Origin of the sequence: Paenibacillus sp. Leaf72 (genome assembly GCF_001422685.1) — a bacterium.
GTDB lineage: Bacteria > Bacillota > Bacilli > Paenibacillales > Paenibacillaceae > Pristimantibacillus.
This window is the reverse complement of record NZ_LMLV01000009.1, coordinates 1-20,611: the sequence shown is the minus strand read 5'-3', so window position 1 is coordinate 20,611 and position 20,611 is coordinate 1. Positions and strand designations below refer to the sequence as shown.

The following is a 20,611-nucleotide window of genomic DNA, read 5'->3' as shown; positions in this document are numbered from 1 at the left end:
TAGTATATATTTGCTTCGCCGCTTTCCTCATCATCTCTCCTAAGCCCAGCAGGCGCCCTTGCTATACATTCGGCAAAACACAACGCTCCTCCTTCCTTCACCCCGCAGCCAAAAATCAGGCCTCAGCATGCTGAGGCCACAAAAAAACTGCAAATCGCCCTATGGCGATTTACAGTTTCGTTAACCTTTTATGTTTCGTGCTTAGGGCGTCCTATAGACCCTCCGCCAGCTCGCATGCTTATTTGCCTGCGGTCCAGTTGAAAGGCGATGACACTTAAAACAATCAAGCCCGCGGAAAAGGCTGCCAGCAGCCATACTGACTGGTTCACCTCCAAATGATCAAGCCCCCAGCCCATCGTTAGCGGAAGCACGGCGCCGCCGACACCGCCTGCTGCAATCATAAAGCTAGGGGTAGATTCCTCTGCCCCTGGAAGCAGCTTGCTCGAAAAGACGAGCGCAATAGAGAACACGCCGGACATGGCGAGTCCCAGCAGCAAAATGACCGCGAACGCCGACCATACCTGGTTCATAAACGGAAATAAGATGAACAGCAGCACCGTCGCCCCGCAGCTCGCCATAATGTACACCCGGTATTTGATTTTCTCGGCAATGACGCCAGCGAACATACGACCGAAAGCCATTGCAATCCAGAAGCAGGTTACACTGAGCGTTGCTCCTGCCTCCTTCATGCCTAGCTTCTCAATGAGAATGGCTGGCATAAAGTTTGCAAGGCTCATCTCCGTCCCTACATAGAGGAAGAAAAACACAATAAATAAGGAAAAAATAACCCATTCCTTGCCTTGATAAAGCGGCTTGCCTGCGCGCTTCGCTTGCTGCCGTTCCGCTGCGGCGGCTGCGACTGACTTCTTCAGCACCGCATCCAGCTCGCCGAAGGAGCCTTTTGCCCATAAGAACAAAGTCAAAATTGCAAAAAAAGAAACGACCAAAAAGGACAGCTTCCAATAATTGGCCCAAATCAGGCCGCTTGCTATAAGTGGCATGACCATGGCGCCAACGCCGAAAAATACCTCAAGCCGGCTCATCGCGACGGCCGTTTGATTTTTGACTGCTGCGATTATAATCGTTCCGATTACCGCTTCAATCATGCCAAACCCAAAACCGGCTACGATGGCAATTGCATACAGCCAGCCCCAAGGCGGCAGCAGCATAAACATAAATTCAGCGGCAAACAGCATGCCAAATGCCAGCAGCAGTCCGCCTCTTTTGCCCAAATGCCGATTCAGCCACGGCGAGAGCAGCACTCCGACTAGAAATCCGCCGAACTGTGTGAAAATGAGTGTGCCGCCCTCGCTGTAGGCTTTACCATAATGCTCGAGCGCAACGGGCAATACAGAGCCCAGCACAACATGGGCAAGCCCGATAATGAAATAAGATAAACAGCCTAGCCAAATCAATCGTTTCATCATATACTCCTTCTGGAAAATAAGATTACCAGAAACAATTGTATGATAAATGGGAGCTAAGAGCTAGCAGATTCAGTAATTTACTTTAGCGTAGATTTTCGTTGCAGCACGTTTAAAGTCTTCACTAGAAAATGAGATAGACTTACCCCTCCTTGTTTGATTTGATATTGGAAAGCTGTAAGTTTATGCAAAGCTATGGCATTCCATGCTGTAGCCCCGATCAGTACGCCCCCTCCAAAATAAAGCTCCGCTCGACTATCGCTGAATTTGCCCGCGATCATCAACGCGGACGAAACGAATGCCAGAGCAACCGGGCCATATCCATTGCGTTCACGCGCACGATACGCCATCGCAGCAACTGTTGCCATCATCATTAGAGCCATAAGAGGCAATAGCCAAGGACGTTCCAACCCTCTCCCAACACCTAAACCAATGATTTCGAACAGTCCCATATAGGCGGAACCGCAAATGGCACATTTTGGCAGAACAATGAGCGCTATTCCTGGTACTACAGATGTAAAAAAACGATAAGACAACCTTCGTCTGCCCTTAGGCTCAGGGATTGCTGATAATTCAGCAATCCTCCGGGACAGGAATGCAGCATCATAAACGTCAGCACCAGCCTTCAGGCTTAATACCCGAATTCCATTAATATACAGCCCATGCTCTTTTTTTCGTTTGATATACGAAGGTATTCTCGGATCTCCCGCCAACCATTCCGACCACGTGGATAGTTTGTTTTGGTTATCTAAAGCTTGTTTCAGACACTCCCGCAGCCTCCCCAGCACAGCATTATCCTCTGATCGAACGATATCGATTCGCAACCCTATCCCTCCATGCCCAAATGCCGGATTTTAAAGGGGCGAGTCGCCATATGGGGATTGGTGATGAGTGTATCTGCAATACCCGCCATTGGACGGTCTAAAGGATAGCCCAACGCTCTGCTGTCTGGATACGGCTGATTTTGATTCGTTACACCACAGAAGCTAATTGAACCGCAGGTGCTCTCACTCACCTTGTCTTCATTCCAATCTGTCAGCATAACCATCATCACATACGGCATTCCCTCCTCGTTGCCGCGGGGCAGCAGCAGCGTATAAGGCCAACCACACTGACAGCCTCTATCTCCTTGTGTTCTTTCAGGATTAGGCTCTAATACCGCTGGTTTTTGAATAACAGAAGACTCTTTAGCATTCTGATAAATGACATTTTTACCAGGGGAAAGCTTGGCGACAAACTTATCCATTTCAATCCATGAGCGGTAGTCCTCTTGCGTTTGCTCAGGTGCAATAAAAATACGTACGGTCGATTCGATATCACGCGAGGATAAGTTTTCTACACGTAAAAAATAAGCAAACCCTTTATGGGTCAAATATTTAATTTGTTCATACATTTTGTAAACCGTTTGAAGCTCATCCGTCGTTGTAATGGTGGCTCCTCCACCTTCAAACGGTCCGTCCTGGAAAGCTGCTTCCCAATCGGCGAAAGCCTCTTTTCCAATCTGCTGCAAGTCTCCTACTGTTGGCAGACCATCTTCCCTGCACAAAATAATTTTATTTATTCTTACTTCGGGCCCGCCTCCGAAAGCATTAACCGGCATTCGCTGGAGAAATTCGTCGTAAAGATTATCCACTTCCTTGTGCCAACGCCAAAAGAACGCGTGACGGCAAGCTGTTGCCGGATCTCCCATAAGCTCATCCTCTACAGTTGAGGTTGCAACAGACAAATTCACAACAGCCCCATGCCCGGATCCGTGAAAATTATTTTCTCGTTGGGAATCATTCAAATTTTCCGGCTCATTTGACGCTCTCCATTCCGTATCATTGCCAAGCAGATCTACCGCTTTTTTCGGATTGTTGAGATAAAGCTCGAATTTGCCTTTTATGCCTGTGCGGCCATTTTTCAGCTTGGTAACATCTTCTACTGCAAGTTTTCTGTTCCCGCTCGAAGGAAGGCCCGGATCATACGGATCAACTGGCCCCTCATATTGACTAAAGGCTTCTACACGTAAAAGATTGACTGACAATCTTTCCGCATCATATCGGGCTAGCATTTGCCGATGCATATATAAGAACATTTCTCCGCCGCGATCCACAATCTTACGGCGATCATAGACAACATGCCAATGAATATGATGCTCATTGAGTAATATATCCTCGCGAAATTGCTTAATATCAGGCTCGCCTGTACTCACAGCAGCTTCAAATGAAATGGCCCCTCCGGCACCCCGCATTTCGAGTAGAATTTGATTTTCCACATTTAGCTTAATAAAGTCAGGATATTGTTTTTCTAATGCTGGAAGCTCGAGTCCGCGCACATCAGGATGGTGAACTAAAAACAATCTCATGCCATACTGCGCAGCCAAAACATCTTTACTTGCTGTATCCTGCGCAAACGCTGCTACGATTTGTGCAAGCCCACTTTCATGATCACTCGCAACTGCCAAAATATGCTCATATTTTCGGGCAAAATCGCCCGCCACTTCCAACTGTTCATTATCAAATGGCGAAAATGGATGGATGGCCCCTAATTCTCTTCGAGCTATGTTTGACGGGGCAATCCTTTCAACTCCTAAAGAAAAAGGTTCCGATTCCAAATTTTCAATTTCAGCATGAAGGGGATTTACAAACAACTCCTCAAGCTTGCGATTTAATTCCTTTACGTTGATGTCTGACACAGGCACACTCTCCTTACAATACTTATTGCATTTTTATTTAATCCTATTTTTTCGAAGAGTTTTAAAATTTATATATTTTTATATTTATGGGAAAATAAAGAAAATAATTAATTCCTCCTCATGCTTACTGCGTTCATAGAATCAGTAAAATGAAAACAAAAAAAGCCGCTGTCCAGATCATGGACAGCGGCTTCATCCTTTGACTAAAAGACACAAAACTATTTAATTAGATAACGCCAGTAAGCTATGAATGCGCGCTCCGCTATGATTGCCATCCAATTGCAGAGCGGCGCCAAACTGCTCCGCCGCCTGTTTACGCTCCCCAAGCCCAAGAAGGGCTAATCCCATCATATAACGGCAATGAATTTCGTTGCGTTTGCTCAGATCATCCTCGAAAACGAGGAAATCTGGCAGCGAAACGGCAAAATAATCAAATTCGACCCGGTCGAAAATATGCTTTTCCGCATAATCGAGCAGCTTATGGAAGCGTCGATTTGCCTCCGGCTCGTTGCCCAGCTTTAACCACGACAACCCTTGATAAAAAATCATATCTGGCGGCTGGTCATTGTAATACAGCGCGCTAGCAGGCTCCTCCAGCCCTTGGGAAGCCTGCTTAAAGCAATCTTCCGCTCTAAGCGGATCATTCAGCGCTTCATACGCACAGCCTAAATAATAATAAATATTGTTTTCCTGTGCGCCATGCAGCTTGCCTTCGCCATAATGCTCTGGATAGACGAGCGCCATGTTCAGCAATTGTATCGCATGGGACGCATTCCCCTGCTGGAGCGCCTGTTTGGCGAGTTCAACATGCGTGAACACATGCTGTCCCGTCACTTTGCCTTCCCCGCCCTCCCAAGGATGGAACTGGCGTGAAGCGAGCGCAGCTACTGCTTGACCATGCTGCCCTGTCGCATTGAGCAGCGTGATATATTCGATGTACAGGTCGTCGCGGAGCTCGACAAGCGTCCGCTGCTGTTCTAGCTTGGCGAGCCGCTGCTGAGCAGGATGCCCTAGCTTTTTATATAGCTGATCCAGCTCATAGCAGACGCGGGCGTCGGTCTGATCGAGTGCGAAAGCCAGCTCGAGTGCTTCAAGCGCAGCTGCCTCGTCGCCACGTTTATTGTAGTAGGCGAGTGCTAAGTTGCGATGGACGGTAGCAAAATTCGGTTCTGCTGCGCGCGATGCTTCCCAATGGGCAATCGCATCGCAATGCCGTTTCTTGTCATACAATAAATTGCCCAAATAATAATGCGCCTTCGCATCGTGCGGATTGGCCGCAATCGCTTGCTCCAGCACGATCAGCTCAAACAAGCTGTTCGGGAAGCAATAATGGGGAGCAGCAGCTTCCGCAGCTTGGCGCGAGGCAGCCGCGGCTTCCGTGTGGCCTGACTGCTCATACGCATAAGCAAGCGTATAATGCAGCATCGGGTAGACCGCTGCCGCGCCATCTGCTGCTGCAACCTCTAGTGAAGACACGATGCACGCAAGCACCGCAATCGCTTCCTCATGCAGCCCGCTGCCGATATAGTCGGCAGCTAAATTCAAATAATTGTGCGCATCGCCGCGCATAAGCCGCTGCAGCTCGGCGCGCGCCTGATCCGCCAGCTGCTGCTGCCCCCCAGCAGCCAGCGCCAAGCAGCGCTCGTTGGCCGATCCGAAATCGGCCACATCGAGCCCGAGCGTTTCCGCCGCGAAGGCTATCGCCTCATCGCTGCGTCCAAGCTTGCGCAGCAGCGCCGCCTTCAAATGGCGCGCTTTATAATTGCGAGCGTTCCGCACGATGGAACGCTCCACCAGCTCCAGCGCATCCGCAAGCGCGCCTTCCGCGCAAGCGATCTGCGCCAGCGAGAAGTAGCTGGCATCCTGCCAAGCCGCTGACCAAGTTGCCTTGTAGAAAGCAGCGAACGCTTCTTCGCGCTTCCCCTGATGCTTCAAGGCAACACCAAGCTGATAAAGCGCCTCGCTGTCATACGGATTCGGGTTGCGCGACGTCAGCGACTTAATGGCGGTGCGGAAATACCCTTCCGCCTGCTGAATTTTCCCCTGCCGCAGCAGCAGCGTGCCATATGCGACATTAATCCGGCTATCGCTGGCATCGCGCTTTAGCCCTTCCAGATAATACGCCTCCGGCTCAAAGGTCGCGTGGCGATATTGCTCCAAATGAAGCCCCGCCAAATACAGCTGCTCATTGGTTTTGAGCGCAGCAGGCGCTTCAAGCGGCTTAGCCGCATCGGGTATTTGCTCAAGCGAAGGCTTGGCAGGCTGGTAAGAAATGAGCAGCTTCCCTGCCGAATCACGGACCGACAGCAACAAATCAAAAGCCTGATCCGCTTCATCCCATGTGACGATCGACTTGAATATGTCGTTCGGTGACAGCTTCACCTTCTCTTGAATATAGCTGCGTCCCCGTCCACGCAGCTCGATCTGGGCATCCTCGAACACAGCTGTTGCATAAACGTAAACGACAGCTTCCCGCGCCTCTTCATCGACCTCCAAATTAACAGCGGCATCGATGGACGCATTTTTGACGACCCCAATATTTTTGTAGGGCATAAAATATTGCTTGAACGCCTTCTCCTCATACGGCTGAAGCCAGCTGAAATCCGGCTGATTGTCCGTATATACGCCCGTCATCAGCTCAATATAAGGCCCGTCCTCATCGGTCAGATTGCGATCCCAGGCGATGCCGAACTCGCCATTTCCCCATGTCCACTGCTTTTTGCCGGGGGAAATATGATGGTTCGCCACATGCAGCAGCCCCGCCTGCACCCCATGGTCATAGCCTCCAACAAAATTATAGTCGGATTTGTAAGCCATATAAGAGGTTGGCACAGGAATGTTGCGATAGCGGGAAATATCAACGCCGGCGGAATAATCCATTTTATAATATGTGCCTGTCGCTATTGGAAACCGGCTTACGTCCCGCTTGCCGTGGTCGAACACCGCTGTGACGTCAGGAGGAAATACCGACTGCGTATGCTCATTAACCGCTACGGCCGGATTGGCCCACCATAAAAAAGTTTGCGGCTGAGGCGTACGGTTGTAAAGCTGGGCGGAAATTTCCAAATACGCCTTGCCTGGATAGAGCGTAAAGCCAGCCGTTACCTTCGTTCCATACATGCGGTCAATTTCGCTGACCCACACCGTAGCGCTGCCGTCTTTATTTTCAGCCAGACGATATTCTACAGGCCCATAGGTGTTTGGACGATGATGCTGCGGCCAGTTGAATTCAATGCCACCGGAAATCCACGGTCCCGCGAGCCCCACCAGCGCAGGCTTGATCACCTTGTTGTAATAAACGAAATCATAGTCATTCGTCTTATCCAGCGCCCGATAAATGCGGCCGCCCAGCTCTGGCATCATTTCGATACGCACATATTCATTTTCGAGAACGACGAGCTTGTAGGGCTGAAGCTGCTTTTCATTTTCGATTTTATCAATTACGGGATGCGGGTACACCCGTCCCGAGCTGCCCTGATATACTCTTTTTTCTATAAACATCGGATTTCGCTCTGGTTTGCCTACGCCATATGTCGGTATGGAAACCGTCTCTTCCCAAATCTTCACTTGCTGCTCCAACGTGATTCCTCCCTAGCTTTAATGCTTTAACTTTAGCGCCTGGGAGCAGGAGATCCAATTCACGATACACTTGTTCTAATGGACTATATTCTGATTTCAATAGACACCGATAGAACTGACTTTCGCGCCAGCTCTTCACCTCCATCTAGGCAGCTGCATACACTGCTGGAAAAACTAAGATTCTGAAAGGCAGGCCGATCATGAGTACAGAATATGTAGACCTCACATCACCCGCATTAAATTTGTTTTACGATGTCAATTGCGCCCCCTTGTTCCATAAGGACTCCTGCAATTACTTAAACCAATTAACTGCACATGAATTGCCTGTGCTAAGAAGCACGTCGTTTTTCGATGCGCATATGACCAAAAATCATATTGTTGAGCCCCATTGGCATCCCAATACGACGGAGCTTGTATTCGTCACGCATGGTGAAATTGTCGTTTCGATTTTGAATCCTTTCACAAAGCAGCTGCTTACTTACCGGGTGTGCGATCACCAGGCCGTATACATTCCAATGGGCTGGTGGCACTGGATTATTGCGTGCAGCGAGCATACGCATTTTATTACGATTTTTGATGACCGCTGTCCACAAACGGTATTTGGCTCTGACGTGCTGCGCATTACCCCGAAGGAAGTGTTCCAACTCGCCTATTGCGTCGATGCAAGACAGCTCGCCCATGTGCTGTCGCCGATTCAAAATACGACTATTATCGGACCAGCCTGCGTTAATGCCCAAGCTGGCGCGAGTGGATACGGAGGCTACGGCCACGGATCGGCGCAAGGCGTACAATGGCGAATTGGCAACCCGCCGCCGCAAGCTTTGGATGAAGAGGAAGAACAGGAGCAGGAGCTGCAAAGGTAACAGCAGCTTCCTGTCCCCGCAAACCTAGCAAAACACCAAAAAGGCACACAAGCTTCACCTTATTAGGTGCAAGCATGCGTGCCATTTGTATTGTCACAAAGCCCCAAAACAATTAAAGCTTGTAATTAGGAAGGATTTTTGTATAATTCGAGGGATAAGCTGCCCCTATATCCAATCTTTTTTTTAAAATCATTTTTTTTAAAATCATTCATTGTGAAATGGAGTTCATTACATGTTAATTGCAACAGAGCGGTTGTGGATTCGCCCTTTTAAATCCGACGATAACCCGAGAACATTCCCTCCTACCGTGTGATGGAGAAAATAGGCATGCGCAGAGAAGGCTTTTTCAAAAAATGCATTCCTAATGGCGCCCATGCTTGGTGGGATGAGTATTACTACGCTATTTTGCATGAAGAATGGCTCAGCCTCACTTGCTAATCAACAGCGACAGCAGCCCAGCCGCAATAAGCGGACCGACTGGAACACCTTTAAAAAAAGCAACGCCAATGATCGTCCCGATAATAAGCCCGGTCACGATCGTCGGCTGGCTGGACATGAGATGAAAGCCGCGCCCGCCCAAATAAGCAACCAGCACGCCGACGACGATGGCCGCTATCGATTTCCAATGGAGAAACGATTCATAGACCGATTTCATACTGATCGTCCCGCTTGCCAGCGGCGCAAGAATGCCAATCGTCAATATGATGATGCCCAAAGTCAGGCCGTGTTTCTCGATCCACGGGAAAGCCTGATGCACATTCGTTACCCGGAGAAGCAGCAGAAATACGGCAGCGATGGTGATGGAGTTGTTTTTGCTCAATATGCCCAGAAGGGCGAAAAAAAGCAGCAGGACAGACGGCGTGTCGATTTGCGGCATTTGCTGAATCCCCTTTCTCTTAATAAGCAATAGTTTGTCATTCTCCAGGCTCTATTACTCCTTGCAAGGATTAGCGTCTTCGATTGCGACGTTTGTTCCATTCCAACAGCTCCATACAGCCGATAAACAACGCGAATAAAATGAACAATGGAATCGTCTTGCCGAACTCCATTAATTTGAACAGAGGAGCGACAATAGCGGTTGTCCCCACAATAATTAGTCCCAGCACCGAAAGGCGCCATCCCGTAAACATAAACGAACTTCCTCCCAATCCTTTAGCAAAATGACCAAAGAGCCTGCCCGCGGCAAGCTCTCTCGTCCTGTACGGCTATGCAGCTAGCCTTGAATAATCGCAACGGCAAGAATGGCCCAGCCGATCAAAAAACAAAGTCCGCCTAGCGGAGTAATCGCACCCAGCTTCTTCACACCGCTGAGGCTAAGGGAGTAAAGGCTGCCGCTGAACAAAATAATGCCGGCAAAGAGAAACCAGCCTGCGGTTACGACGAGCCCACTCGTCAATACCCCGCCCGCTAAAATGCCGGCAAGCAGCAAGCCAAGCGCGTGGGCAATCTGGTATTGCACCCCCGTCTGAAAAATAGCCAGCATGTCGGCGGAAAGCTTCTTCTTCAAAGCATGCGCGCCGAATGCGCCGAGCATTACCGATAAAAACATATTGATGCTGCCAAGCAGCAATAAAGTCGTCATTTTGCCCTCCCGCATCTTCCTATTATTCACTATAGCTTTGACTATTGTATCATTATTACTAGTAACAACCTAGATTAAATATTATGCGCAGGCGACTGGCATGGCCACGTATAAGCGAGCAGCTCAAAGCCTCGCTTCGCCAAAATCGGACGGCTCATTGGACTTGCATCCACCGTCATCAAACGAAAGCCCGCCTGCCAGGCAGTCTGTGCCCGAACAGCCAACAGCGCTGAATAATGCCCTTTGCCGCGGTATTCCGCAAGCGTAGATCCGCCCCAAATGCTTGCGAAGGACGTTCCTTCGTGCAAATACATCCAGGCGGTACTGACCATTTGGTCTCCGTCATAAGCTGCGTAGATGTGCAGTCCGATTTGCTTATCCTGTAAATCCTGCTTTAATCGCTCGCCATGCTCGGCATGCGGCACGCCCCACACCGCTTCTTCCAGCGCGACCAATGCATCAATGCCCGCTGCATCCGTGACAGGGCGAATCGAAGGCGGAATTTCATACTGAAGCAGTTCATGTCCATCAGCAAGCTGAATGACCATCATGGCCTCTTCTTCGCCGATGTCGAAGCCATGCGCCAGCAACCGTTCTTTGAGATTACTAGGCTTGTCATCGCTATACACCTTCCACTCAAACGATTGCCCCAGCTCGCGGAAATACGCCAATTGCTCTGCAATGGCTTCATCAACGTTATTTTCGTTCAAATCTGTATACAGGACGAAGCCGCCTTCGCTCTCATTTTCCAGCGCGATTTGCCGGATGACTTCGCCTTTCTGCTCACGACGATAGCCCGGAAACGTAATATCAATTCGCTGCTCCTTCGTGAATAAAGTTATTAGCTGCTCTTGGTTCATCGTCCGCTCCTTCTTCTTGCCTTGTCTTCAAGCCATCATTGTTCAAAATCAATGACATCATGCTTTATATATATCGTCTTGCGTTGTTTTCCTTCTTGGCCCAGCCGAATGTTGAATGAATCTGTTTTGGCAAGCGCCGCATATTGCGGCTCGCTAATGGCCCTTGGAATGGCGCTGCGGATTAGCCCGACCGCAAACTGATGAAATAAAACCAGCTCTCCCCGCATCATATCCTCAATATCGCCGCCCAATATTTCCCCCCCATAAGCTTTGCGCTGCTCGTTCAAATTCGTCATCAGCTCCGGAACGAACTGATACAGCCAGGCGGTATTATAGTTCTCGAAATAAGGCTCCGAATCATCGTATCCTTGCTCGCCATAGGCCTCTACCCGATAGGCAAATAATTCGTCCGCGTTGGAAGATGCCTGCAAGCTATATTCAATAATGCTAATGGCTCCAATCAGCCGCTCCTGCTGCCTGGCATAAAGCCGATGGCATAACTGGCGAAAAGAAGACAAAAACAGCTCAATCAGCTGTTCTTGATGGATGTGGTAATAACGATTTTCCTGAAACACCGTTTGCTCAAGAGCAGGTATAAAACAGTTTTTATAAAAATGACGGAGCATCCGCGCTTTCCGGGTATCCTTCCGCTCTCGCCGCCTGCACGACTCTTCTCGTCCAAACCCTGTTAGCCTGATCCACTTGAAAGCTGCCCCCTCGGCATCTTTGCTGCTGTGGCCTGTACCGCTCAAAGCCTTCCCTCCTCCAACCATTATCCCATGCGCGCATGTATATCGCTTTTATATATGTACACGGCGCAGCCCGTCTTAAATGACATCGTATTTATCTTTTAATTATATCGGTGGGAAATGTTGGATTGTTAAGAGGATATTTCAACAGATGCCAAGAAACCTTGTGTGGCGCAAAAATATAGCAGCTGGCGAAATGGTTAATTTTTCTCGATTGAAGCTTGCAAATGATGATTAATCCGCAGCAGCAGCGAAATCATCAGCTCGTACTCCTCTGCGGAAATAACCTTCTTCACTTCATCGTTTACCGACTCATTAATAGCGGTTGTTTCATTAATAAGCTGCCGTCCCTTGTCCGTAATATAAACAGCAAAGCTGCGGCGATCCTGAACGCCAGGCCGCTTATGAATCAGCTGCTCCTTCTCCAAATGGTCGATAATCCGGGTAACGGTTGGATTTTCCTTGCTTGTCCGCAAAGCAATTTCCTTCTGAATCAAGCCATCCGACTTGCTAATTTGAATGAGTACCGACCACTGCTCTGGCGTAATCGCATATTCTCTCAACCGTTGCTGAAATAAATTAGTCAGCTTGCGATAGGTCATTCCCATTGTAAAACCTATCGATTGCTCAAGTCCCTGATAGGGCATAATCCTGTCCTCCCACTCTAAAATAACTCCAGCTGCTCTACCGCTGGCGGCTCTGGCTCATTTCGAACAAAATAAGGCCCCTCCCCATCGGGGCAGTTCATTCCAAGCAGGTCCATCAGTTCTTTGGCATTATCAGCCGCGTCCCCGCCGGAGTTATTGTTAAAAATAATGCAAATATGCTTGCTCTGCTGCTGCAGCTCCTTGATGTTGTCTGCCCATTCTCGCAGCTCTACGCTGTTATAGCGATACAAATAACGAACCTCGCGCCAATTCGGCGCTCCGCTCTGATTCCAGCCAGCTGCATTTCGGCCATGCAGCCTAACCAGCGTCAGCTCCTGATCGGTCGCTTGCAGCACGGTCGGCACCGAGCCGACACCCGCCTGCGGCTCATCGCACACGCTGTGGATCCAGCCCTCGCGCTCCATAAACGCCAGCGTCTTCGCCCGAAACTCCGGCATAAACCAGCTCTGATGGCGGAACTCCAAAGCGCAGCGAATGCTGCCCATTCTGAGCTTCGTCTCGCGAAGCAGCCGGACATTGTCCTGCGTGCAATCAAACCATGGCGGATATTGAAAAAGCACAGCAGTCAGCCGCCCAGCCTCCATAACCGGCTCAATGGATTCGCGAAAAGCGGCGAACATCTGGCCCGTGTCATTTAATGCCGCAGCTGCTGCTGCCTCACCGCGCTGATGCCCCGTCATGCCCTGATACGCTTTTATCATAAAATGGAGCGAGTCCGGCGTTTCCGCTACCCATTTGGCGAACCGTTCCCGAGATTGAATCGCATAGAAGGAGCTGTCTACTTCGACGACGGGAAAATATTTGGCATATTGGCCCAGCCTGTCCTTCGCCTTTGAACCGGGAATATAAAGCGAATCATGGTCACCCCAGCCTGTAAGTCCGATTTGAACAGCCATCATTCGGCTCCTTTCTTATGCCCTTGGCATGTTATAGGTCTGATGAAGATGTCTTTTTTATGATAAAGCAACTGTAGTTGCTTTGACAACTTTTGCACGTATTCACAAGATAATGGGCTGCGCAATGCCCTTCCTTTATCTTCATTCAGGTCCCCATAACAAAGAGAAACCACAAACGTCTTGAGACAAGACGCTCGGGTTTCTCGTCAATCTGAAAGCCTGATTATTCATGCTTCCCGTTAAGCAGACAGGTTTAATGAATAAACCGACTGCTTAACAAGGAGCATCTCATGAATAGGGTTGACCTTTTTTACGGGTCACCTTTAAACAGTGAAATTTTCAAGTATAGTTTTTATAAGTAAGGCGTTGGTTGAAGCATAATCTCTTTCCAGCATCTGCTCATGTTTGCCGTTTCCTAAATAAATGTGCAGTTGCCCCGTTGTTAAAGCGCTCCAGGATTTCCTTCTCCATTCCTCTTCTCCTATGGGATCTGCTGATTGGATCAGATGAATTTCAGCCTGAACTTCTCCATTTGTTTGCATCCCATCAATCCATGCTGTGTAAGCTAGGATGTTTTGTTTAACTTTTTCTGCCGTCTCCCCGGGAACATGGCGAATGAACATCGAAATCTCTTCTTTGAGCGTCTCCAGATACGCTTCTTGCTGCATATTAGATGAAGACATTTCTCTCGGATAGGCGTCAAACATAAGGATAGCTGCTACTATTCGACCCTGTTCCTCCAGTCGCTTGGCTACTTCAAATGCAAGGTTGCCTCCGGCAGAGTAGCCCAGCAAATAAATGGGGTCCTGAGGCTGCAATTTTTGAACATGTTGTGCAAAGTATTCCGTTGTATCGTCGCAAACGATGAAATCATAGGCATATATAGATGCCGTATCCTGCAACGATTGCGCCATCATCGTGAACACTTGCCCATAGCCTACGATAGGCGGGAAGCAATGCAAAGTTAAGCCGTTGCCTTTGCTGCTGTTCCATACAGATACCCCTGTACCTTGCTGCTCTGTAGAATCATCAAAGTGGTTTCGGCTTCCCAGCTGCTCGGCAAGCTCCATGACCGTCGGGTAAGTGAAGGCGGTGCTAAACGATATTTCCAAATCCAGCCTGCTGCGAGCTTCTCCGATCATATGAATCAGCTTCAAAGAATGTCCGCCTGCATCGAAGAAATTATCGTGAATGCCAACCCGTTCTATACCCAGAACCTCCTGCCAGATGTCAGCAAGCGCTTGTTCCAACGGATTCCTTGGCGCAGTGTAATTGGCTTGAAGCGGCTCATTTTGCTGCAAAAGAGATAATCGTCTGCGATCGACTTTGCCATTAGCTGTAAGCGGCAATTTATCCAGTTGCACGAAGCGGTTGGGAATCATATAGGCTGGGAGCTTCTGCAATAATGCTCTCCGCAGTTCCCCGGCCGTAAGCTCGCTATCCGCTACGTAATAGGCATATAGCTGCTTCTCTTTCGCGTCGTTTTCGCGAGCGATGGCCGCGGCTTCCTTCACCGCCTCTACTTTCATCAGTTGCGCCTCTACTTCGCCGAGCTCAATACGGAAGCCGCGTATTTTTACTTGGTCATCTGCGCGGCCTAAATATTCCAAGTTTCCGTTTGACAGCATTTTGGCCAAGTCCCCTGTACGGTACATCCGCTTCCCAGGAACGAATGGGTGGTCAACGAACTTCTCCGCGGTCAAGTCGGGACGACGGAAGTACCCACGCGCAACTCCATCTCCAACGATGTATATTTCTCCTGGTACTCCAATCGGCACTTGCTTACGCTCAGCATCAAGCAAATAAATGCTGACATTCGCCGCCGGAACCCCAATGGGAACGGAACCGCTCGTATCCGTTTCCGGATCGTAACGATAAATCATGCAGCCGACAACGGTTTCTGTTGGTCCATATTCATTGAATATCGTAATATCTCCGCCAAACTTGTCATGGATGCTTCTCGCTATATCCGTGCCAAGATTGTCACCTCCGACAATTAGCTTACGGATATTTGAGCCGGTCCTTATATTCATTTCTTTGATTATACTTAAATGGGCCGGTGTCAGTTTGATAATGTTCACTTGGTTATCTGTTACGATCCGCTCGATTATTAGCGCCTTGTCTTCTCCACTGTAAATGCGAATAAGATTGCCTGTAAGCAGCGGCGTGAATATGGATGTTACCGTCAGGTCGAAGGAAATGGATGAGTACAGCGGAAAATCAAGCTTTTCCCCAGCCACATATACCTCTTGTGCCCACCACAAGTAATTCGTCAGCCCTTGGTGGGTAATCATCGCGCCCTTCGGATTTCCCGTCGTTCCCGATGTATAGATCACATAAGCAAGATCATGCGCGCCAGATATCGGCTCTATATTCGACTCTTCCTCGCTAAAGACCTCCGGATCATTCAGATTGATAAGCTTTCCTTCAAAATGTACGTGATTCAGCAAATGCTGCTGCACTAGCAGCACCTCCGAGCCAGCGTCCTCCAGCATGTAACGGATGCGTTCCTCAGGATACTCCGGATCTATTGGCACGTAAGCCCCACCAGCTTTTAGCACGGCCAGTATGCCTATAATCATTTCCACGGATCGATCCGCCAGTATGCCAATCAAATGATCCGGTCGCACGCCGGATGCTCGCAGCGTCCTTGCCAAGCGATTGGAACGGGCGTTTAGCTCGCCATACGTCACTTGCTCTTCATCATGAACGATGGCTACCGCTTCCGGTGTTTTTTCCGCCTGCTGCTCAAACAAATGGTAGACTGTTTTTTCGCTTGGGTATTCCGATGCTGTCGCATTGAATGCTGCAAGCTGTGTGTGCTCCTCCGCTGTTAGAATCTCTAACGACGCTAGCCTTGCATGCGGATTTGCCGTAACGGATACAACTAGCTGCTCGAATTGCTTCGCCATCCGGAGCACCGTCTCTCGCTTGAATAAACCAGAAGCATATTCGATGCTGCACGAGATACCATTTTCCATTTCCTCTAACTGGAAGGTTAAGTCAAACTTCGCCGCGGTATGTTCATTTGCATATGGCTGAATCTGCAAGCCGTGCATTTGCAAATCTCTTTGTTCCATATTTTGCAAAACAAACATCGTATCAAAAATCGGGTTGCGGCTCATGTCCCTGCTGACCTGCACCTTCTCCACCAGTTCCTCAAATGGGTAGCCTTGATGCTCGTAAGCGCCTAGCATCACTTCCTTGATTTCTTTCAGGTACGATATAAATGTTTTCTCGCGCGCCGGATAGCTGCGAATCGCCAATGTGCCTACAAACATGCCCACCAGCGACTGGAAGTCGCCATGTGTTCTGCCCGCAATTGGCGTACCGACTACAATATCCTCCTGCCCCGAATATTTATGCAGTAAGGTTTTGTATATCGCCAGCAATATCATATACAGCGTTGATCCGCTTTCGGCCGCTATGCGCCGCAAACTTTCACACTGCTCAGCGCCAAGCATAAATGACAGCTCTTCACCCTGGAAGCTTTGCACCGCAGGCCGCACATAATCCGTTGGCATTTCCAGAACCGGTAAATCCCCGCTAAACACATCCAGCCAGTACGCTTCCTCCTGAAGCTGACGCTTCTTCTGCTCCTGAGACTGCTCCCATGCCGCATAGTCTTTGTATTGATTACGCAATGGAGGCAGTTCTTCCCCGGCATACATGCGTGCAAACTCTTCCACCAAAATGCCCATCGAAATACCATCGGAGATAATATGGTGCATATCGAGTATGAACAGATGGCGCTCAGATGCAAGCTCGATGAGTCCGGCGCGCAAGAGCGGCGGCTGCTCCAGATCAAAGGTGCGAACGAATCGCCGCATCACTTCTGCTGTTTCCTCTTCACTTGCCTGGATATATTCCACAGCAAGGCGCACTTCATTGTGCACGCGCTGCACCGATACACCTTCCGCCATATGGAAGCTCGTCCGCAGCGTCTCGTGCCTTGCAATTAGCTTGTTCAGCGCGGCCTCGAACAGCTTTCGGTCCAGCGTTCCTTCCAGCAGCATGGCTCTCGGCAAATTGTAGCTCAGTCCCGTCCCTTCAAGCTGGTGCAATATATACAGCCTCTTCTGAGCTGAGGAAACGGCATAATACGCTTTTTCTTCGATAGGTTGGATAGCCTGGAACGCCTGTTGTTCCATGTCTGCAATTGCTTTGGAAAGCTGCTCGATGGTCGGGAACCTGAAAATGTGTCTAAGCGGCACATTAATTTGCATTTCTTTATGCAGACGGCTCACCATTGCCGTTGCCCGCAAAGAGTGACCGCCAATCTCAAAGAAGTTGTCGTACACGCCTACACGTTCAAGACCGAGAACGTCTTGCCAAATACGGGCAAGATGCGCTTCGATGTGCGTGCGCGGCGCTGCATATTCGACCGCAGCAGGAATGATTCCTTCTGGCGCTGGCAGCGCCTTGCGGTCGATTTTGCCATTTGGCGTCAGCGGCATGCGTTCGAGTTGCACAAAGTACGTTGGAATCATATACCCCGGCAATTGCTCTGCTAAGTGCCTTCTTAGTTCACCAGCAGCCAGCTCCCGATTGGCTACAACATACGCACAAAGCTGCTGTATTGCGCTGTTATCGGCCTTTGCGACCACAACCGCTTCGCGCACCGAAGCAATTCGGCCAAGCTGTGCTTCTATCTCCCCAAGCTCGATCCGGTACCCGCGAATTTTCACCTGACTGTCCATACGCCCTACGTATTCGAGCGTACCATCCGGCAACCAGCGTGCAAGATCACCAGTCCGGTACATTTTTTGCCCTGGTACAAAAGGATTATCAACAAATCTCTCCGCCGTCAATTCCGGTTGATTCAAATAACCGCGTGCCACACCGTCTCCAGCCGCATACAACTCTCCAATTGCGCCTTGCGGCAGCAGCATGCCTAATGGATCGAGCACATATACTTGCGTATTTCCGATAGGACGGCCAATTGGAATCAAGGCACGATCCATATCCTCCAAACGGATTGTATGGCAAGTTGTAAATGTCGTGTTTTCCGTCGGACCGTACCCATTAATCAAACGCAAGTGCGGATAATGCTCCATCGCTTTCTTCACATGCGCTCTGGATACCACATCGCCTCCGACGAGCAATTGTCTGATTCCTGCCAATCCTTCAAGCTTGTGTTCTACCATAACCGTGAACCATCCTGACGTGAACCAAGCAATCGTAACCTGATGCTTTCGGATCGCTTGCGACCAATCCTCAAGCGATAAAGTGACAGGAGGCAGAAGCGCCAATACTGCTCCATTCAGCAAGCTGCCCCAAATCTCAAACGTCGCGGCATCGAAGGAAATAGTTGATCCCTGCAAGAAAACGTCATTCTCGCAAATATCCATATAATTTGCATGTGTCACAAGTCGAACAACCCCGCGATGCGTGACGCACACTCCTTTGGGTGTTCCTGTCGAGCCGGAAGTATAGTTTACGTACGCCATCTGAGTTGATTCTGTGGCTGATGCCAGATTTGAACCATCCTTGTCATAAGCCTGCTCAGCATCAAGCAGCACAACCATCGCATCCGTAAACACAGGTCTTTGTAAATGGCTCTGGATCAGTACAGTTCTCACATTTGCATCCTGCATCATATAGCGAATGCGCTCTTCCGGATACTCCGGATCAATAGGCACGTAGGCCCCTCCAGCTTTAAGAATCGCCAATATGCCGACAATCATCTCAAAGGAACGCTCTGCTACAATGGCTACCAGTTGTTCCGCTTCAAGTCCCGCCTTCTGCAGTGTCCGTGCCAACCGATTGGCCTTATCGTTTAGCTCGCCGTAAGACCATTGCGACTCTCCAAATAAAATGGCTGGTGCATTCGGCCTTTGTTCCGCTTGGTCCTCAAACAGTTGATGAATGGCCAGCTCTCGCGGATACGCTGCCCTTGTATCATTGAACACGTCTATCAGCCGCGTTCGTTCCTCAACCGTCACCATTTGCAGCATCGCAAGGCTTGCCTGAGGGCGGGCGATCATCTCATCAATCAACCGGACAAAGTGCCCCGCAATCCGCTGTATAGTTTCCGGCTTATACAATGAAGTTGCGTACTCCAAGCTGAAAGCGACCCCAGCCTCACTCTCTATTGCCTGCAAGGTCAAGTCAAATTTCGCTGTCCTTTGTGCGCTGGCATACGGCTTCATTTGGAGCCCATCCAGTTCAAACTGCTTGCTTTCCGTATTTTGCAGGACAAACATCGTGTCAAACACTGCATTACGGCTTAAATCACGATTAACTTGCACATTCTCAAGCAGTTCTTCAAACGGATATTGCTGGTGCTCATAGGCGTTAAGCATCGTTTCCTTGACCTCATTTAAGTAAGCCGATAACACCTTTTCACCCGCTGGATAGCTACGAATGGCCAACGTGCCAACGAACATACCAATCTGCTCTTGCAAGTCGCTGTGCGTTCTGCCCGCAACAGGCGTACCGACGATAATGTCTTCTTGCCCGGAGTATTTATGCAGCAAAATCGTATACGCCGCTAACAGCACCATATACAGCGTAGATCCATGCTGAGCANCTATTCGACAAAGTTTCCCTTACCAATCTGCTCTTGCAAGTCGCTGTGCGTTCTGCCCGCAACAGGCGTACCGACGATAATGTCTTCTTGCCCGGAGTATTTATGCAGCAAAATCGTATACGCCGCTAACAGCACCATATACAGCGTAGATCCATGCTGAGCAGCAAGCTCATGCAGCGCATCCCTCTGATGCGAATCGAGCTCAAAGTCAAACGCGGCTCCATCGGACTGTCTTATCGCAGGACGTGCTGCGTCCGTCGGCAGCTCCAGCACGGGCAATTCTCCATCCAATGCCTTCAGCCAGTAAGCTTCATGCTGCTTCATTTGCTCTTTATAGGCTTCAGACTGCTGCCAAACCGCATAATCCTTGTACTGAATCCGCAGCTCAGGCAGCTTCTCCTCCCGATATAGACGGGCGAATTCCTCCACCAAAATATCCATCGACGCCCCATCAGAAATGATGTGATGCATATCCAGCAGCAGCACATAGCGCTCTTCCGCCCATTCGATTAATTCCACCCGCAGCAGCGGCGCTTCGCTGAGGTCGAACGGCTGCACGAAATCGCGCACTCGGGCTTCGACCTCCTCCATGCTTGCCTCTACATAGGCAACCTCAAAGTCAACCGCTTCCTTTACCCGCTGCATCGGTTCGCCCTGCACCAGCTCAAAATCGGTACGCAGCGTTTCATGTCGGGCAATCAGGAGCCGGAACGCTGCTTCAAAACGCGCTCGGTTCAGCGCCCCTTCCAGCATCAGCATCCCGGGCATATTGTAGCTTTTC

The 20,611-nt window shown here is 49.6% G+C and carries 13 protein-coding genes and 2 pseudogenes; 2 read left to right on the top strand and 13 right to left on the bottom strand.

From position 1 onward, the window contains the following. Positions 1-188: 188 nt before the first annotated feature. From ASF12_RS13725 to ASF12_RS13710, 4 genes are all read right to left on the bottom strand, one after another. Positions 189-1,424, bottom strand: coding sequence for an MFS transporter (locus tag ASF12_RS13725; RefSeq protein ID WP_056035497.1), 1,236 nt, complete (start codon positions 1,422-1,424; stop codon positions 189-191). 80 nt (positions 1,425-1,504) lie between these two features. Continuing rightward, positions 1,505-2,248, bottom strand: a complete 744-nt coding sequence (locus ASF12_RS13720; RefSeq protein WP_056035494.1) for a hypothetical protein — start codon at positions 2,246-2,248, stop codon at positions 1,505-1,507. Positions 2,249-2,250: 2 nt separating this feature from the next. Next, complete coding sequence (locus ASF12_RS13715; protein WP_056035491.1) at positions 2,251-4,101, bottom strand: hypothetical protein; 1,851 nt, start codon at positions 4,099-4,101, stop codon at positions 2,251-2,253. Between the two features lie 222 nt (positions 4,102-4,323). After that, entirely contained in the window at positions 4,324-7,680 is a 3,357-nt protein-coding gene (locus tag ASF12_RS13710; protein WP_056035488.1) for a DUF5107 domain-containing protein, read from the bottom strand. A 200-nt stretch (positions 7,681-7,880) separates the two neighbouring features. Between ASF12_RS13710 and ASF12_RS13705 the strand changes: the two genes are divergently transcribed. Together ASF12_RS13705 and ASF12_RS34495 are read left to right on the top strand one after the other, a co-directional pair. Then, positions 7,881-8,543: a cupin domain-containing protein gene (locus tag ASF12_RS13705; protein ID WP_081418809.1), complete on the top strand. Its 663-nt coding sequence runs from the start codon at positions 7,881-7,883 to the stop codon at positions 8,541-8,543. A 285-nt stretch (positions 8,544-8,828) separates the two neighbouring features. Beyond that, a pseudogene (locus tag ASF12_RS34495) lies at positions 8,829-8,981 on the top strand (GNAT family N-acetyltransferase); the annotation flags it as partial. On the opposite strand, the gene ASF12_RS13700 reads toward ASF12_RS34495, so the two are convergent. From ASF12_RS13700 to ASF12_RS13660, 9 genes and pseudogenes are all read right to left on the bottom strand, one after another. Continuing rightward, positions 8,971-9,420, bottom strand: a complete 450-nt coding sequence (locus tag ASF12_RS13700) for a DUF441 domain-containing protein (protein WP_056035483.1) — start codon at positions 9,418-9,420, stop codon at positions 8,971-8,973. The pseudogene ASF12_RS34495 and the gene ASF12_RS13700 sit on opposite strands and share 11 nt — an antisense overlap. 70 nt (positions 9,421-9,490) lie before the next feature. Continuing rightward, the gene (locus ASF12_RS13695; RefSeq protein ID WP_056035480.1) at positions 9,491-9,673 is read right to left on the bottom strand and encodes a hypothetical protein; all 183 of its coding nucleotides are present in this window, start codon (positions 9,671-9,673) and stop codon (positions 9,491-9,493) included. Between the two features lie 83 nt (positions 9,674-9,756). Beyond that, on the bottom strand, positions 9,757-10,125 hold the full coding sequence (locus tag ASF12_RS13690) for a DUF423 domain-containing protein (protein ID WP_056035479.1): 369 nt from the start codon (positions 10,123-10,125) through the stop codon (positions 9,757-9,759). A 74-nt stretch (positions 10,126-10,199) separates the two neighbouring features. Further along, complete coding sequence (locus ASF12_RS13685; protein WP_056035476.1) at positions 10,200-10,985, bottom strand: GNAT family N-acetyltransferase; 786 nt, start codon at positions 10,983-10,985, stop codon at positions 10,200-10,202. A 35-nt stretch (positions 10,986-11,020) separates the two neighbouring features. Further along, positions 11,021-11,737 (bottom strand): hypothetical protein, encoded by a 717-nt coding sequence (locus ASF12_RS13680; RefSeq protein WP_056035474.1) that lies wholly within the window; start codon positions 11,735-11,737, stop codon positions 11,021-11,023. 197 nt (positions 11,738-11,934) lie between these two features. Further along, positions 11,935-12,381 (bottom strand): MarR family winged helix-turn-helix transcriptional regulator, encoded by a 447-nt coding sequence (locus ASF12_RS13675; protein ID WP_056035471.1) that lies wholly within the window; start codon positions 12,379-12,381, stop codon positions 11,935-11,937. Between the two features lie 17 nt (positions 12,382-12,398). Next, a complete protein-coding gene (locus tag ASF12_RS13670) occupies positions 12,399-13,298 on the bottom strand; it encodes a DUF72 domain-containing protein (protein WP_056035468.1) in 900 nt (299 codons plus the stop codon). Between the two features lie 323 nt (positions 13,299-13,621). After that, on the bottom strand, positions 13,622-19,804 hold the full coding sequence (locus ASF12_RS13665; protein WP_056035467.1) for a non-ribosomal peptide synthetase: 6,183 nt from the start codon (positions 19,802-19,804) through the stop codon (positions 13,622-13,624). A gap of 47 nt (positions 19,805-19,851) precedes the next feature. Then, a pseudogene (locus ASF12_RS13660) lies at positions 19,852-20,611 on the bottom strand (condensation domain-containing protein); the annotation flags it as partial.